The organism is Tahibacter amnicola (assembly GCF_025398735.1).
Taxonomy (GTDB): domain Bacteria; phylum Pseudomonadota; class Gammaproteobacteria; order Xanthomonadales; family Rhodanobacteraceae; genus Tahibacter; species Tahibacter amnicola.
The window spans coordinates 255,958-272,317 of the sequence record NZ_CP104694.1; the positions used below are offsets into that span (position 1 = coordinate 255,958).

Annotated in this window: 14 protein-coding genes and 3 pseudogenes; 12 read left to right on the forward strand and 5 right to left on the reverse strand. The window is 64.8% G+C overall.

Annotated elements, in window-relative coordinates; genetic code table 11:
- Window positions 1-31 precede the first annotated feature (31 nt).
- From radC to folE, 3 genes are all read left to right on the forward strand, one after another.
- Window positions 32-703: a RadC family protein gene (gene radC / locus N4264_RS00980; RefSeq protein ID WP_261695213.1), complete on the forward strand. Its 672-nt coding sequence runs from the start codon at window positions 32-34 to the stop codon at window positions 701-703.
- 95 nt (window positions 704-798) lie between these two features.
- Complete coding sequence (locus tag N4264_RS00985) at window positions 799-1,872, forward strand: hypothetical protein (RefSeq protein ID WP_261695214.1); 1,074 nt, start codon at window positions 799-801, stop codon at window positions 1,870-1,872.
- A gap of 93 nt (window positions 1,873-1,965) precedes the next feature.
- Window positions 1,966-2,565 (forward strand): GTP cyclohydrolase I FolE, encoded by a 600-nt coding sequence (gene folE / locus N4264_RS00990; RefSeq protein WP_261695215.1) that lies wholly within the window; start codon window positions 1,966-1,968, stop codon window positions 2,563-2,565.
- A 17-nt stretch (window positions 2,566-2,582) separates the two neighbouring features.
- Here folE and N4264_RS00995 read toward each other — a convergent pair whose 3' ends face one another.
- From N4264_RS00995 to N4264_RS01005, 3 genes are read right to left on the reverse strand one after another with little or no spacing between them, the layout of a single operon-like run.
- Entirely contained in the window at window positions 2,583-3,044 is a 462-nt protein-coding gene (locus N4264_RS00995) for a GNAT family N-acetyltransferase (protein ID WP_261695216.1), read from the reverse strand.
- A gap of 28 nt (window positions 3,045-3,072) precedes the next feature.
- Complete coding sequence (gene ntrC, locus N4264_RS01000) at window positions 3,073-4,482, reverse strand: nitrogen regulation protein NR(I) (protein WP_261695217.1); 1,410 nt, start codon at window positions 4,480-4,482, stop codon at window positions 3,073-3,075.
- A complete protein-coding gene (locus N4264_RS01005; RefSeq protein ID WP_261695218.1) occupies window positions 4,475-5,482 on the reverse strand; it encodes a two-component system sensor histidine kinase NtrB in 1,008 nt (335 codons plus the stop codon). Before N4264_RS01005 ends, ntrC begins: the two co-directional genes overlap by 8 nt.
- Window positions 5,483-5,593: 111 nt before the next feature.
- Here N4264_RS01005 and N4264_RS01010 point away from each other — a divergent pair, with 111 nt between their 5' ends.
- The 6 genes from N4264_RS01010 to N4264_RS01035 all read left to right on the forward strand — a co-directional run bounded on the left by N4264_RS01010 (window position 5,594) and on the right by N4264_RS01035 (window position 12,835).
- Entirely contained in the window at window positions 5,594-5,977 is a 384-nt protein-coding gene (locus tag N4264_RS01010) for a hypothetical protein (RefSeq protein ID WP_261695219.1), read from the forward strand.
- A gap of 2,410 nt (window positions 5,978-8,387) precedes the next feature.
- Entirely contained in the window at window positions 8,388-9,860 is a 1,473-nt protein-coding gene (locus N4264_RS25750; protein WP_425508327.1) for a pre-peptidase C-terminal domain-containing protein, read from the forward strand.
- Window positions 9,861-10,025: 165 nt separating this feature from the next.
- Window positions 10,026-10,763 carry a Tim44 domain-containing protein gene (locus N4264_RS01020; protein WP_261695221.1) on the forward strand — a complete coding sequence of 246 codons (738 nt, stop codon included), beginning with the start codon at window positions 10,026-10,028 and terminating at the stop codon, window positions 10,761-10,763.
- Window positions 10,764-10,881: 118 nt separating this feature from the next.
- Window positions 10,882-11,343, forward strand: a complete 462-nt coding sequence (locus N4264_RS01025) for a MarR family winged helix-turn-helix transcriptional regulator (RefSeq protein WP_261695222.1) — start codon at window positions 10,882-10,884, stop codon at window positions 11,341-11,343.
- Window positions 11,344-11,407: 64 nt separating this feature from the next.
- Entirely contained in the window at window positions 11,408-11,833 is a 426-nt protein-coding gene (locus N4264_RS01030) for an organic hydroperoxide resistance protein (protein WP_261695223.1), read from the forward strand.
- Window positions 11,834-11,965: 132 nt separating this feature from the next.
- Window positions 11,966-12,835 (forward strand): nitrilase-related carbon-nitrogen hydrolase, encoded by an 870-nt coding sequence (locus N4264_RS01035; protein ID WP_261695224.1) that lies wholly within the window; start codon window positions 11,966-11,968, stop codon window positions 12,833-12,835.
- Window positions 12,836-13,383: 548 nt separating this feature from the next.
- On the opposite strand, the gene N4264_RS25755 is transcribed toward N4264_RS01035, so the two are convergent.
- The gene (locus N4264_RS25755) at window positions 13,384-13,872 is read right to left on the reverse strand and encodes a tetratricopeptide repeat protein (RefSeq protein WP_425508303.1); all 489 of its coding nucleotides are present in this window, start codon (window positions 13,870-13,872) and stop codon (window positions 13,384-13,386) included.
- A gap of 377 nt (window positions 13,873-14,249) precedes the next feature.
- Between N4264_RS25755 and N4264_RS01040 the strand changes: the two are divergent.
- Together N4264_RS01040 and N4264_RS01045 are read left to right on the forward strand one after the other, a co-directional pair.
- Window positions 14,250-14,507 (forward strand): annotated as a pseudogene (locus tag N4264_RS01040) (transposase); the annotation flags it as partial.
- A gap of 66 nt (window positions 14,508-14,573) precedes the next feature.
- A protein-coding gene (locus tag N4264_RS01045) for an IS3 family transposase (protein WP_261695225.1) occupies window positions 14,574-15,726 on the forward strand; the annotation gives its coding sequence in 2 pieces (ribosomal slippage) (window positions 14,574-14,845 and window positions 14,844-15,726; 1,155 coding nt in all).
- Window positions 15,727-15,756: 30 nt separating this feature from the next.
- Here the strand turns inward: N4264_RS01045 and N4264_RS01050 are convergent.
- Window positions 15,757-16,008: pseudogene (locus N4264_RS01050) on the reverse strand (transposase); the annotation flags it as partial.
- A 63-nt stretch (window positions 16,009-16,071) separates the two neighbouring features.
- Here N4264_RS01050 and N4264_RS01055 point away from each other — a divergent pair.
- Window positions 16,072-16,353: pseudogene (locus tag N4264_RS01055) on the forward strand (IS3 family transposase); the annotation flags it as partial.
- Window positions 16,354-16,360 lie beyond the last annotated feature (7 nt).

Consider the following 16,360-nt stretch of genomic DNA (forward strand, 5'->3'; position numbering starts at 1 on the left):
TGGTCGGCGGCCCGACGAAAGGACACTCGCAATGCCGATCTCCCAATGGCCAGTCCAGGAACGTCCGCGTGAAAAACTGCTCAGCCGCGGTGCCCGGCAGCTCTCGGATGCCGAATTGCTGGCACTGTTCATCGGTACCGGCAGTCGTGGCCGGAACGCCGTGGAGCTGGGCCAGGAACTGCTGGCCGGCTGCGGCGGACTGGCGGCACTGCTGAACACCGAGAGCGAGCTGCCGCGCGTGCGCGGGCTGGGCACCGCCAAGCAATGCCGGCTCAAGGCCATCATCGAGCTGGCGCGCCGGGCCTCCGAATCGGCGCTCTGCCGGGGCACCGGTCTGCGCAACCCGGGCGACAGCGCGCAATTTCTGGAAGAACGCCTGGCGGGCTATCCCTACGAAGTGTTCGCGGCCATCTTCCTGGACAACCGCCACCGCGTCCTTGCGTTCGAGGAAATGTTCCGCGGCACCATCGACAGCGCCTCGGTTCATCCGCGCGAAGTGGTGCGCGCCTGCATTCGCCACAATGCGGCAGCGGTGATCTTTGCGCACAACCACCCTTCCGGTGTTCCCGAGCCCTCGGAAGCCGACCGCGCGATCACCGCCGAACTCACCCGCGCGATGAGCCTGATCGGGGTGCGGGTGCTGGACCATTTTGTCGTCGGTGCCGGCTGCTCCGTATCGCTGGCCGAGCGCGGCATGCTTTGATCGATCCGTTCCGGTTTCGCCTGTGACGCACCCGCTATCGCGGGCAGGCCGGACGTACCTATACTGCCATCGGCTTGGGGAGGGCTTGGCCGCACGTGATCCTGCCGTTTCCGCATTCGTTTCCGGAAGACGCCACCGAACGCGCGATCCCCGACGTCGTCCGCGCACGGGCGCTGCTGGCGGAGAAAGCCCCGGCGTTCGGCCTTGCGCTGGCGCGCCGCAGCGAGACGCTCGCGCGGCTCGCCGGCCCCGCCGAAGCCGGCCTCATCGCCCGCTGCAACGATGCCGTTTCGCTGGCCTACGCGCGGCTTGCGCATCGTCACGGCTCGTGGGGCGAGGATTTCCACGCCTACCACAACGAACACCACATCCTGGAGATCTTCGACAGCCGCATCGCCCGCCTGATGAACGAGGTCGGCGCGACGGCCCTGTCGGTCCACGACTGGCTGCTGCTGGGCCTGTTTGCCGCCTGCCATGACCTGCGCCAGCGCGAGCGTGCCGACTACTGCGCCGGAGTGGGCAGCAACGAGCGCGCGAGCATCGAGGAAGGCCTGCGCATCCTGACCCTCTGCGGCTTCGATCCGGACAACGATGACGACTTTTTCATCGGCCTGGAGCTCATGATCGCCGGCTCCACGTTTGATGCACGCCCGGCGTCGGCGCTGGCCTGGGAGTACAACTCGGTGGACCTGCTGCAGTCCGGCGGGGCCCTGGCATCCAAGCTCGACGCCAAGCTCGACAAGCACGCGGCAGGCTGGCGCCTGAGTCCGGCCATTGCACACGCGCTGGACCTGGCAACCATCGCCGCGGACCTGGATACCGCCAACGTCGCCGAACCGTTCGCCCAGTTCGTCGAAACGGGGATGCGCCTGTGCCTGGAACGGGAGATGCGCTGCCACCGCAGCGTCGATGACCCGGGATCGGCGCTGCCTGTGCTGGGTTTCCTGACCGACGGCCAGGAACGCTTCTTCTTCGAGCTCCATCGCTTCAATTCCGAAGCCGGCCGGCGCACCTTCTCCGCTGCGAAGGCCGCCAACGCCGCGCCGCTGCTGGCCCTGACGATGGCGTTGCGCGATCGCGTCGAACGGTTCGGCCAGCCCGGCTCCGGCGCGCAGGTGATCGCCGAGTTGCGCGCCCTGACCCACCGGATCGCCGCCGACGCGACGTGATCTGCAGCACTGCCGCGATCACTGCCTCATGCGATTGCGCGACTCGTGTCTAAAAGGGAAGATTCCGTTTTTGTTGCATGTGCTGGAGTCGCCATGTCCTCGCTCGAAATGAACAACGGCGTCCATCGTGACGAAGCCGAAGCCGCCGTCCGCACGCTGTTGCGCTGGGCCGGTGAAGACCCGTCCCGCGAAGGATTGCTGGATACCCCGCGGCGCGTGGTCGATGCCTACCAGGACTGGTTTTCCGGCTATGCGGACGATCCGGCCGAATACCTGCGCCGCACCTTCGAGGAGGTCGCCGGCTACGACGAAATGATCGTGTTGCGCGATATCGAATTCGAGTCGCATTGCGAGCACCACATGGCACCGATCATCGGGCGGGCGCACGTGGGCTATCTGCCGACGAACAAGGTCGTGGGTATTTCCAAGCTGGCGCGCGTGGTCGAAGGCTTCGCCCGTCGCTTCCAGGTGCAGGAAAAGCTCACCGCGGAGATCGCCCGCTGCATCCAGGACGTGCTCGCCCCGCGCGGCGTGGGAGTGGTGGTCGAGGCGGTACACCAGTGCATGACCACCCGCGGCGTGCACAAGACGCGTGTCTCCATGGCCACCAGCCAGATGCTCGGCGCCTTCCGCGACGATGCGCGCACCCGCGCCGAATTCCTCCAGTTCATCGCCATTCCCGGCGCGCGCTGAGCCGGAGCGGCAGCGCGCTACACGCGGACGAAGGGCCGCTCGAACATGTGGTAGTGGCACTGCTCCATGCCCAGCGACGCGTAGGTCTGCTGCGCGCGCTGGTTCTCCCACTCCACGTAGAGACGCAGGCCGATCACACCGTCCTGGGCGCGCGCGCGGCGCTCCATCTCGGCGTACATCGTTCGGAATACGCCGAGCCGGCGCGCCTCGGGCGCCACGTAGACGCTCTGGATCCACCACCAGTCGCCGTTGCGCCAGTCGCTCCATTCGAAGGTGATCAGCAGGCAGCCAGCCGCGACGCCATCGCGCTCGGCGATCATGTAAAAGCCGCGGCGCGGTTCGTCGAAGACGCTGGTGATACCCCGCGTGAGCAACGCCAGGTCAAGCTGTTTCTGCTCGGTTTCCAGGGCCATGGCGGCATTGCCCTGGGCCAGGAAGGGAATGTCGGCGCGCGTGGCCGGACGGACGGTGACGGTCATCGGATTGCCCTTGAGTCGGTGATGGTCACTACGGCCGGTCCGCGCGACGGCGCGAACTGCCGAGTTTCCGGGTCAGTGTGTTGCGCCCCAGGCCCAGCGCCTGCGCCGCGTGTTGCCGGTGTCCATCGTTGGCACCCAGGGCCGCTTCGAAGAGCACGCGTTCGAGCTCTGCGGTAGCGGTTGCGTGGAGGCCGCCATGGCCAGCAGCCAGCTCGCTCTCGGCCCAGCGCCGCAGACGCGAGGACCAGTCGGCCAACGGATCCTCCGTCGCCACCACCGGCCGTGCGAACGGCAGGTCCTCCGCACGCACCTCGCGCCCCGGCGCCATGACGGCCAGCCGGCGGCAGACGTTTTCCAGCTGGCGCACGTTGCCGGGCCAGTCAAACTGAGCCAGCGCAGCCAGGGCCCCGGGCGTCCAGCGCTTGGATTCCACCCGCAGTTCGTCGGCCGCACGGGCCAGGAAGTGCTCGGCCAGCAGCGTGATGTCCTCGCGCCGCTCGCGCAGTGCCGGCAGATGGATGCGCACCACATCCAGGCGGTGCATCAGATCCGCGCGGAATTCGCCACGTTCGACCTTGGCTTCGAGATTCTGGTGGGTCGCGGCGATGACGCGCACATCGGCACGGATCAGCTCGCGCCCGCCGACGCGGTAGAACTCCCCTTCTGCCAACACGCGCAGAAGGCGCGTTTGCAGCAGGAGGGGCATGTCGCCGATCTCGTCCAGGAACAGCGTGCCGCCGTCAGCCTGCTCGAAGCGCCCGGAATGGCGGCGGGTGGCGCCGGTAAATGCACCGGCCTCGTGGCCGAACAACTCCGATTCGAGCAGTTCCGACGGAATCGCGGCCGTGTTGAGGGCGACGCAGCCGGCCGCCGCGCGGGGGCTGTGGATATGCAGTGCCCGCGCAACCAGTTCCTTGCCAGTTCCGGTCTCGCCGGTGATCAGCACGTTGAGGCCGCTGGCGGCGACGCGGCCGATGGCGCGGAACACTTCGCGCATCGCGGGTGAACGCCCGATGAGATCCGGTTCGCGCGGCGTCGGGCGCGCGGCGGCAGTGGTCACCGCCGCACGCCGCTGCGACAGCGCGCGCTGCGCCGCCTCGACGGCCTGGTCAAGGTCAAAGGGTTTGGGCAGGTAGTCGAAGGCACCGTGCCGGTACGCCGCCGCGGTCGTGGCGACGTCGGTGTAGGCGCTCATCACGATGACGGGCAACTGCGCCCAGTGCGTGCGCAGCCGCTCCAGCAGCGCAAGGCCACTCTGCCCGGCCATGCGGACGTCGGTGAACAGCAGGTCGGGCTGGCCTCCGGCCAATGCCTCCAGCGCGCTTTCGGCGTCTTCGAACTCGCGCACGCCCAGGCCCGCATCGCGCAGCGCCGCCGCCAGCACGAAGCGCACGCCTCGGTCATCGTCAATCAGCCAGACCGTCGCCGGCTCAGCCATGGCGCTCTCCATACGGTAGCAACAACGTGAAGTGGGTCTCGCCGGCCCGGCTCTGGCCATCCAGCGCGCCGCCGTGTTCGCGCGCGATCTCCCGGCACACGGCCAGGCCCAGGCCACTGCCGTCCGCGCGTCCGCTGACCATGGGGAAGAACAAGGTATCGGCGATCTCCGGCGGAATGCCGCGACCGTTGTCGACCACGTCCACGCGCAGCGCCAGACGCACCAGGCGGTCATCGATCCGCGCGCCATGCTCGGCACGGCTGCGCAGCGTGATCCGCTCGGCGCCCGCCTCCATCGCGTTGCGCGCCAGGTTCAGCACCAGCTGGGTCAGGCGGTCGGGATCGCCGTCGATGGCCGGCAGGCTGGGATCGAAGTCCCGGATGAGCCGCGGCGGATGCTCGTCGGCAGCCAGGAGCGCGGCGACCCGTTCGAGCACCTCGTGAATATTCAGCGGCGCCCGCTGGGCGGCTCCGGTGCCCTGCAGCAGCCGGTTGGCAAGGGCGGCCAGGCGGTCGGCCTCGGCAATGATGAGGTCTGCCAGCTCCTTCGACGCCGGCTCCACCACGCGCCGGCGCAACAGCTGCGCCGCGCCGCGCAAGCCGGCCAGTGGATTCTTCACTTCGTGCGCAAAGCCCCGTAGCGACTCTGACAGGCGCGCCGTGGACGCCGGGGGTGCGGGCGGCAGGGCGTGGATCTCCAGCAGCAGGTCGCCGTCGGGCAAGGGACTGAGGCTGACGTCGACCAGAACCACGCGCTGTGGCCCAACCGCCAGGGCCACGCCGCGCAGCTGGACGACCCGCTGTTCCAGTGCCGAGCGCGTCGCGGCCTCGACCAGTTCCGTGCGGCCGGGCGCCAGGTCCGCCAGGGTTTCGCCTTCCAGGCGTCGCCGGCTCTGCCCGAGCAGCTCGCACAGCGCGGCGTTCGGGGCGCACAGGCGCAAGCCTGCGTCGAGGCGCGCGGCGCCGGTGCTGAGCTGGTTCCAGAGTGCGGAGGTTTCCACGCAATTGGTGCAATCAGGTTGATCAGCACCATCATAGTGCGACTCGCACCGGCAGATCATCTTTCGGGCGGGACTCCGGATGGAATGCTGACACCCCCATTGGATCGCGTCATGCGCACTTCCCTGCCAGCCGGCGCCATTGCCGGTCGCCTGATTGCGCTGTTCTTCGCCCTGTTCGCGCTGGCGATCGCATTGCGTTATCCGATGGCCACGCGGACCGGGCTTGCGTTCAAGCTCGCTGTCATCCACTGGCCGCTGGGCCTGGCCATCGCCTGGTTCCACGAAGCGACCGCGCCACGCCTGCCCGCGCGGCTGTTGTACGCGGCGCTGGGACTGTTCCTTTTCGCGGGGGCAGTTCTTTGTGCCGGTGTCTACGGATGGGCGCCGGTGCAGGTGATCGGTCCGGCTCGCCTGGGCGCCGCCATTGCGATGGGCGTCATCAGCATTGCACTCGCCGTGTCCGCGTTCCGGATGTCGCGACCAGAGCCCCGGTAGACGGTCAGCCGGCCGACACCTGGATACGGGGGTTTCGCGATTCGCGGCCGCCGGAAAACGGTCGGGATATTCGAATCCGTACCGCGTGAAGCGCCATTGGAATCGCCATCTGTTCTTATGCCAGGGCCAGCCGCGAATACTCCGACTGACGCCCGCTTTCCTTCCGCCCCGGGCATTAACCAGGGCGATTTCTGGCGAACACAACAACGCCCCACATCTGGCGGATTCCGGCGCATCGGCGCCTGCCACAGGCAAATCCGGACGCGCGCCCACCGGTATGCGCGGCCACGAAATGCACCAAAAGCAAAGAAATATTCCAGACAAATCATGTCATTGGCGATTTGTTTATTTATTTATTCCAACTTCACCCCTATTCGCCTCCGTATCGTTTATTGTTACCGAGCGTCAGCCCCCGTACTTCTGGAATGCCTGCAGTTTGCCGTCCGGCACGACTCGCAAGCCGGATGGTGCTGTGCGCGGGCTTTCCTCGTGGCTGGCGAACCTGGTCAAAAGCCTTCCTGGAGGGGAGTTCATGAAACGCTTTTTACGAACCAGTAGTCGCTCACTTTCGGCTTCATCCCTGTTGAAGCCGCTATTGCTGTGCCTTTTTGCGGCGACCTCGGCCCAGGCTATCCAGCCTGCCGATACGTCCGCGCACCGGCCGTTGCTGACACGGCCCTACCTGGCACCGGAACTGGAGGTGCAGCCGGCATTGGAGCCGTCGGCGAACCTCACCGAAAGCTTCAGCCTGCATCCGGCCGCCGCCGCTTTCGTCAAACGCCATCCGGGGCAGTGGGAGCTGCGCTGGGACCGGCGTGCGGACCGTCCCAACCTGATCCAGGGCGCCGGCGTACCGCTGATTCCGGGACGCGGCAATTCGCTCACGGCCGAGAAGATCGGCCTTTCCGCGGGCGAGAAGATCGACATGGCCGTCGTGGAAGCGCGCCTGCTCGACTTCGTCGCCGAAAACAGCGACCTGCTCCGGACCGACGGCCTGGAATTCCAGCTCGATCCGCAGGGCAGCGTCGCCTACGGCGAAGACAACTCGCACTGGTTTGTCGAGTTTGCGCAATCCAAGGACGGTGTTCGCGTACGCGGTGCGAACCTCTTCTTCCGAATTTCCAATGGCAACATTGTGCAATTTGGCAGCCATATGGTCGCGCCGGTGAAGATCGACGCGTTCCCGGCATCCGTGCGCGAGAAGGCCTTCGAGGTGGCATTAGGCGAGCTGGCCTTCCCGGCACGCGTGAAGGTTGAGACCCTGGTGCAGCCCGGCGAACTGCTGATCGTGCCGTTCGCGGCGGACAGCGCCCGCGCCGGCGAAGGCTACAAGGGCGCCAACGGCGAGGGCTACGCCCATCGGCTCGCCTGGCGGTTCGTCTTCCGCCTCACCGGCGACAAATCCACCTACGAGCTCCTGGTCGATGCCAAGACCAACCGCGTGATCGAGGTGCGCGATCTGAACACCTACGCCAATGCCGTTGTCGACGGCGGCATCTTCACCGGCGTCAACACCGGCCCGGAAACCATCGTGCCGATGCCCTTCGCCGCCGTCACCAATGGCACCGCGAAGGTGACAGATGCATTAGGCATCTACGACTACACCGGCGGAGCAGCCACGGTCACCCTGGACGGCAAGTACTTCCGCATGAGTGACACCTGCGGATCGATCTCGCTGTCCAATTCCACCGACGGCAACCTGCACCTGGGCACCGACACCGGCACCGATTGCGGCGCAGCCGGCGGCGCGGGCGGCAACGGCAATACGCGCGCATCCCGCAACGGCTTCTACTACCTGACCAAGATCAACCGCAAAGCCGCCACCTTCCTGCCCGGCAACAGCTGGATCGCCGGCAAGGTGACCGCCAACATGAACATCAACGACGTCTGCAATGCCTACTGGAACGGCAGCACGTTGAACTTCTTCAAGTCCGGCACATCCGGGTCGACCTCCTGCGCCAACACCGGTGAACTGGCGGCCGTGTTCCTGCACGAGTGGGGCCACGGCATGGACACCAACAGCGGCGGAGCCGCATCCGAATACGGCAGCGGCGAGGCCGTGGGCGACACGTTCGCGTTCCTGGAAACCCGAACCGGCTGTATCGGCAACGGCTTCTTTGTCTCCGGCAGCGGCTGTCACAACTGCGCGGCTTCGTGCACCGGCGTTCGCGACCTGAATGCGTTCAGCACCCTGGGCGCCGCCACGATCGCCAAGCCCTCGACCATTACCGACAACGCCGGCGCCAACTGCGACCGTTTCGCGTGCCCGTACCTCGCCAATGGCATCACGCCCTACCAGGGCCCGATGGGCTACGAAGGCCATTGCGAAGCGTACATTTCCGGTTCGGCCAACTGGGACCTCGCGCAGAGCCTGGTCGCCCAGCACGGCGCGACGGCCGGCTGGGCGCAGATGGACAAGATCTGGTATGCCAGCCTCACGCCGAGCAAGAGCGCCTACCAGGTGACCTCCGGCGGCAAGTGCAACGTATCGGCCACGGTGAACGGTTGCGGCGCGAACAACTGGTACACCGTGTACCTGGCCGCCGACGACGATGACGGCAATCTCGCCAACGGCACCCCGAACGCCTGCCGTATCTGGGATGCTTTCAATGCGCACGGCATCGCCTGCGGTACGCGCCCGGCCTGCTCGGGCGGCACGCCCGACTTCACCATCGCCGCCACACCTGCCAGCCAGAGCGTCTGCGCACCGGGCACCACCAGCTATACCGTCAACATCGGCGCCACCGGCGGGTTCAGCAACAACGTCACGCTGGCTGCCAGCGGCCTCCCGTCCGGCGTCACGGCCTCATTTGCTCCCAATCCGGTAGCACCCGGCTCCAGCTCGACGCTGACACTCAACGTCGCCTCGTCCGCGGCCGCCGGCAGCTACACCGTCACCATAAACGGCACCGCCAGCGGCAGCGCCGGACACTCAGCCACCACGCAGCTTGTCGTCAATGCCGGTGCGCCCGCTGCGCCGACCTTGTCCGCGCCGGCGAATGGCGCCACGGGGGTATCGACCTCGCCGACGCTGTCCTGGAACGCCAGCGCCGGAGCCAGCACCTACACGCTGGAAGTTGCGACGGACGCGGCATTCAGCAACATCGTGCAGAACATCCCCGCCATCACCACGACCAGCCGCACGGTTACCGGGCTTTCGTCGGCGACGACCTACCACTGGCGCGTCCGCGCGGTCAGCGGCTGCGGATCGAACACCTCCGGCGGTTTCAGCTTCACTACCAGCACCTCCAGCAATGTGCTGCAGAATGGCGTGCCGGTGACCGGTCTTTCGGCGACGACAGGCAATTCGCTGCTCTACACGATGGTCGTTCCCGCCGGCGCGACCAACCTCCGGTTCGTCACGTCCGGCGGCACCGGCGATGCGGACCTCTACGTCAAGTTCGGTTCCGCACCGACCACCTCGAGCTACGACTGCCGTTCGATCGGTTCCACTAACAGCGAAACCTGCGCCATCACCACCGCGCAGGCCGGCACCTACTACGTGCTGGTCTACTCCTACGCCAACTTCTCCGGCCTGAGCCTCACCGGCAGCTTCAACACCGGCGGCGGCAACGTACTGCAGAACGGCGTACCGGTGAGCGGATTGGCAGCCACCAGCGGCAACTCCGTGCTGTACACGATGGAGGTTCCGGCGGGCGCCACCAATCTTCGCTTCACCACCACGGGCGGCACGGGTGATGCGGACCTGTACGTCCGGTTCGGTGCGGCGCCGACGACCTCGACCTATACCTGCCGTTCGTGGACGTCGTCCAACGCGGAGACGTGCAACATCACGCCGGCGCAGGCAGGCACCTACTACGTGATGGTGCGGGCGTATGCGACCTTCTCCGGCGTCACGCTGACAGGCAGCTACACGCCATGACGCTTCGCTGATCCAACGCATCGGACGCGTTTCGCGGCGGCCGGCGCAAGCCGGCCGCCGCTGTTCCCTCGCACGGGGCCGTCTGTCGGACCGTCGCAGACGTTGACAACCCGCATTGCCGGGCGCGGTTAGGATGCGACCGGGGTGGTCCGGGAGGTATCCGTCATGAAACAGCGCGTCCTCATCGCCGTCTGTGCCATTGTTCTGGCGGGACTGCTACTGGCCGAGCCCGCGCTGGCGGGACCTGGCGGCAAGATCGCCCGCGCCGTGTTCGAAACCTTCTGGGGCAAGGTCGCGCTGGCCGGCCTGACGATCGTGTTCGCGCCGATCATCATCTATACGCTGGTGCGGGAGAAGCTGGCCGAACGGCGCGCACTGCGCGATCTTCACTTCATGGCCAGGCATCATCAGCTGTTCGACTGGCTCGGCGTGCACCAGCGCGCGATCGACTGTTTCACGCGAGTGCATGCCGCCTGGAGCCGGGAAGATGTCCGCGAAGCCGCGGAATGGATGACCGAGTGGTACTGGCAGAACCAGCAGGTGGCGCATCTGGCACGCTGGGAGCGCGAGGGGCTGCGCAACGTCTGCCAGGTGCGGCGGCTGCGGCAGGTTCGGCCGCTGCTCTTCGCGCATCACAACAATGGCGCCGAGCACGAGGGCTCTCTGCTGGTGCTGTCGATCACCGCCAACCTGTGCGATTACCTGCAAGCGCGCGCCACGGGCGTCGTGGTGGAGGGCAGCAAGGCATTCAAGGACGTCACCACGCTCTGGACGTTTGTCGTTTGCGACGGCCGCTGGCGCGTGGCCAACATCGAAGAAGACACGCTGTCGCTGATGTACGCCCGCTATGCGGCAACGCTGCCGCCGGTCGAGTCGACGCTGGGGCATTCTCTTTCGGCCTGATTCGCGCGGGCCTCGCCCGACTGCTCGACATCCGCTGAAACATCCGATTGGACGGATTTCTCTGTCTCGCGAAGCTGATCGCTTGCAATTGGATCGCGCGCTATCTAATATGCGGCCCATGAAGTCCCGCACCCCACCCGCCAGCGCCACACCCGCCCTCCTGCTCGACCAGCAGCTGTGCTTCGCGCTGTACTCCACCACGCTGGCCATGAACAAGGTATACCGGCGCCTGCTCAAGGCGATGGACCTGACCTATCCGCAATACCTGGTGATGATGGTGTTGTGGGAGCGGGACGCCGTGACGGTCTCGGAAATCGGCGAGCGCCTGTTTCTCGACTCCGCCACCCTCACGCCATTGCTCAAACGGCTGGAAACAGCCGGTCATCTGAGCCGCACGCGCGCCAAGGATGACGAACGCAATGTGCTCATCGCGTTGACGCCCCAGGGACGCGCGCTGCGCAAGCAGGCCCAGCGCGTGCCCGATGCCGTCTTCTGCGCCGCGCAGTGCGACCCGGAGGAGCTCGCCACGGTGAAGAGTCACCTGGAAAAGCTCCGGGCCAATCTCATGAAAGCCGAATGATTCATCAGCGTACGCATTAGATCGCGCGCTATTCAGTCGTACACACCTCAATAAGGAGTCTGCCATGAAAGTCGAAAACGTCCTCTACCGTGCCCACGCCAAGGCCACCGGCGGTCGCGATGGCCGCGCCACCTCGTCCGACAACGCCCTCGACGTGAAGCTGTCCACGCCACGCGAACTGGGCGGCGCCGGCGGCGACGGTACCAATCCGGAGCAACTGTTCGCGGCTGGCTATTCCGCCTGCTTCCTGGGCGCGCTCAAATACGTCGCCGGTAAGGAAAAGGTCGCCCTGCCGGCCGAGACGACCATCGAAGGCAGCGTCGGCATCGGCCCGATCGCCACGGGCTTCGGTATCGAGGTGGAACTGAAGATTGCCCTGCCGGGCCTTGATCGTGCCCAGGCTTCCGCGCTGGTGGAGAAGGCCCACGTCGTGTGCCCGTACTCCAATGCCACCCGCGGCAACATCAACGTGACGCTGACCCTGGTCTGATCGTCCGGGCCGGCCGCAGCCGTGGCTGGCCCTTTTCGCGCAGGCGGCGCGCGTCCGCACAAGCCGCTAAGATCCGCTACGAAGCCGCCGCAACTGGCGCCGCCCGACTGTTCCGTCCGAGGAGTCACCTCCATGACGCAGATCGTGAAATGCGGACTCATCCAGACCTCCCTCGCCTGCAGCGTCGACGAGCCCCTCGAAACGATCCGCTCCGCCAACCTGGAAAAGGTGATGGTCTACCTCGACCAGGCCGGCCGAGAGGGCGTGCAGATCCTCTGCCTCCAGGAAGTGTGCACCGCTCCCTACTTCTGCGCCGAGCAGGACACCCGCTGGTACGGCTTTGTCGAACGGATCCCCGATGGCCCCACGGTCCGCCTGATGCAGGAACAGGCCCGGCGGCATCGCATGGTGATCGTGCTGCCGCTGTACGAAGAGGATGTCACCGGCATCTACTACAACACCGCCGCGGTCATCGATGCCGACGGAACCTACCTGGGGAAGTACCGCAAGAACCACATTCCGCACTGCGCACCGGGATTCTGGGAAAAGTTCTACTTCCGCCCGGGCAATCTCGGCTACCCCGTGTTCGCCACGGCCTACGCAAAGGTCGGCGTGTATATCTGCTACGACCGCCATTTCCCGGAGGGCGCGCGAGCCCTGGGACTGGCCGGCGCCGAAATCGTCTTCAACCCGTCGGCCACGGTTGCCGGCCTTTCCGAACACTTGTGGAAACTGGAGCAACCCGCGCACGCGGTCGCCAACGCCTATTTCGTCGGCGCGATCAACCGCGTCGGCGTGGAGGCCCCCTGGAACATCGGCCAATTCTACGGCCAGAGCTATTTCTGCGATCCACGCGGCCAGTTCCTGGCCATGGGCTCCCGCGACAATTCCGAACTCGTCACCGCGGAACTGGACCTGGCGATGATCCGCCAGGTGCGCAATGTATGGCAGTTCTATCGGGACCGGCGGCCGGATACGTATGCGTTGTTGGTGCAGCCTTGAGGTCGTAGGAATGGGCGCGTGCATAGCACCTGCGCTGTTTCCCGGCTTGCTCGAAATTCTACGGCCTCGCAGGGCAAGTAGTGTCGCAGGACGCGTGCGCTCCCTGCCGCGCCTCTCAATCTCCGGCAACGGAGGATCTGCTTCCCCGCATTGCCTGTCTGGGTTGAATGTGCCAGGGTCCTTCGGCTTGGCATAGCCCTTACATCCAGCAGTCGCAAACGTCACGCCAACTGAAATAGCACAAGACCTCGCCGCGCCGCCGCGCAGAGGCCCATAGGGAAGAGCTGCGAATAGCGCATTTGCCCTGCGCACATGTGCAATCAGCTCCAGAAGAGGTCACCCGCGCTTCTCCGCGTGCCCGGCAAACAGGGCTGGGATCCGTGATGCGCGAGACCTGGTCACCGTCAGTCGGGGCGATTTCCAGCGAACGCCGAACTTGTCCGGCATGCGAAGCAGGGCCGAGTTCGCGCGACTGAAGCCCACTACGGTGCTGTGGCGGGCGCACAAATCAGCGCGCCTCTATCCGCCAGCCCGATGGATTCGCCCTGCTAGTCAGAGTCGAAAGTTGCGAGACTCTTCTCGGCTAGCGCCAGGTTCCGCCCCACTTGTCTCGAGAACGTTCCGCTCTTTGGGCGAATCTTGCGGTAAATTCTTATCGCGTCCCTGTAGCGCCCCTGGTCCGCAATCACGTTGGCCAGGTTAAACATCAGCTCACATGAGGCAGGACGCAGCTTTAGCGCAGCCGCGTAGTACCGCTCAGCCAGTTTCGGTCTTCCAAGGCTGTCATAGCAACCCGCAACAGCCCACAACGCTTCACTATCTTCTGGCCAGCTGCGGACAGATTTCTTGAAGGCAGCCAACGCCTCTTCCCATCGACCGGATCGGGCGTAGGCATCGCCAACCAGGTACCACGCGTGGTTACAGTCGCTTCCAAACGGCGGCCGTATGCGTTTACCGTCCGTCAGCTCGCCGACTACTTCATCATACCTTCCGCCGCGGAGTTTCGCGGCGATCCTGTCGAAAGGGTCAGATCGCATATGGCCCCTTCTCTCTCACAACCAAACGGGGAGCATCATTGTTCCACACATTGCATCTTTGTACGTCAAACCATTTAGTAGCGTGTTGCTCACCCCTAATCATGCCGACAGAAGCTCGCCGTACCGTCAGAGTTCGCTTGAACCAGCAGAGCAATTGACCGCAACGCCAGTAGGCGCCTCATCGAATCTACCTGGTCTGGCGTACACGAGCTCACCACACCCATGCGCTCCACACTCTCAAGCATATCCTCACGCTCGCGCATCGCCCGTAGTCAATGCCTGATCTTGCCCCGATTTCCCGGACACCTGCTTAGAGTGCCTAACAAAACGCCGCGTAGTCTACAATGCGTCAGCCACAAAGAGTTGAGTGCTGACGGATGAGTAAGCTTGAGATCAAGGACGATCTATGGGACGTGATTCGGCGGCTACTTCCGCCGGAGCCAGATCGCCCGAAAGGTGGTCGGCCAAGAGTGCCGGATCGTGCTGCCATCAACGGCATCGTGTTTGTCCTGAGGACGGGGATTCCATGGGAGCATTTGCCGCTCCGGCTAGGCTATGGATCCGGCATGACCTGCTGGCGACGGCTGCGAGACTGGCAGCAGAGCGGTGTTTGGGATCGATTGCACAAGGAACTGTGATCCTACCCCAGTTTGCCGGACACCCGGATAAGCGATTCAATATCGCCATCTGAGGTGAGGCAAATGACCAAGAAAGTTGTGGCAAAGAAGACCCGCAATCGCTATAGCGCGGAGTTCAAGGAACAGGCGCTGGCCCGCGCCGAGAAGGACGGCGTCGCTATCGCGGCGAAAGACCTGGGATTGGCGGAAAGCCAGCTGTATTCGTGGCGTCTGAAGTCCAAGCAAGCGGGTCAAATGACCGAGGAGCAGCGGGCAATTTTGGCGGACCATGCACGCCTGAAGCGCGAGGTCGCCCGTCTTGAGGAAGAAGTTACCTTTTTAAAAAAGCGGCGGCGTACTTCGCGAAACAGCCCAAATGAAGTACGCCGTGGTCGCCGAGAACGAAGGGCAGCACTCGGTGCGGATGATGTGCCGTGCGCTTACCGTTTCGCCGGGTGGATACTACGAGTGGTGCAAGCGAGAGCCGTCGCGACGGACCCGCCAACGAGCAGCGTTGGATACCGTTGTAAATAGCGCTTTCCAGGCGCAAAAAGGTCGAGCAGGGGCGCCACGTTTGACTCACGGTTTGAAGCAGCAAGGCATCAATGCGGGACACAACCAAGTAGCCGAAAGCCTTCGCCGACAAGGTTTACGCGCCAAGGCGGCGCGCAAATTCAAGGCGACAACGAATTCCGCGCACTCGTTGCCGGTGGCGCCGAATCTGTTGCAGCAGAACTTCAGTGCCGAGCGTCCTAACCAAGCCTGGGTCGCGGATATTACATTTGTGGACACGGCGGAAGGCTGGCTCTATTTGGCGGTCGTGCTTGACCTATTTTCCCGACGTGTTGTCGGTTGGTCGATGTCGGATCGAATGACGGCTACGCTCGTGTGCGATGCCCTGCGAATGGCGCTATTTCGCCGCCAGCGGCCGCGTGGCGTGATCATTCATTCCGACCGCGGGAGCCAGTACTGTTCACGCGAACATCGCGCCTTGCTCGCGGAGAATGGCTTGGTAGCCAGTATGAGTGCCAAAGGAAACTGCTACGACAACGCCGCGATGGAAAGTTGGAATCACAGCTTCAAGGTCGAAGCAATCCACGGCGAGCGGTTCGCGACGCGCCAACAAGCGCGTACACATGTGTTCGACTACATCGAGGTCTACTACAATCGACAGCGGCTCCACTCCACCCTGGGCTACGTCAGTCCAGAACAGTACGAGCTTCCGAAAGTCGCTTAGGCCGGTGTCCGGGAAACTGGGGCAAGATCACAGCCCTTGCGACCGGCACCACGCGTTCTTCTCTTCCTCGCTCATTGCCGCCGTCGTCAGCAATGCCTCAAAGCGCGCTCCGGCTGTCCAACCGCCGTTCTTCTGGCCACTGGCCAGCGCCTCTGCGCGCCACCGCTCCAATGTATCCGCCGAGATGCCGATCTCGCGCGACACCACATTCACGTCCGCACTTTCCGGCGGCAGCAATCGCGCTACCGCCCGGTCCCTAAACGCCTTTCCGTATCGAGCCACGTTCTTGTCCTTCGCCCCAGGGGTACGATTCTATCGGGGCGACAAGTAGTCTGACGTAAGGGGCGCGGGAGCCAGTACTGTTCACGCGAACATCGCGCCTTGCTCGCGGAGAATGGCTTGGTAGCCAGTATGAGTGCCAAAGGAAACTGCTACGACAACGCCGCGATGGAAAGTTGGAATCACAGCTTTAAGGTCGAAGCAATCCACGGCGAGCGGTTCGCGACGCGCCAACAAGCGCGTACACATGTGTTCGACTACATCGAGGTCTACTACAATCGACAGCGGCTCCACTCCACCCTGGGCTACGTCAGTCCAGAACAGTACGAGCTTCCGAAAGTCGCTTAGGCCGGTG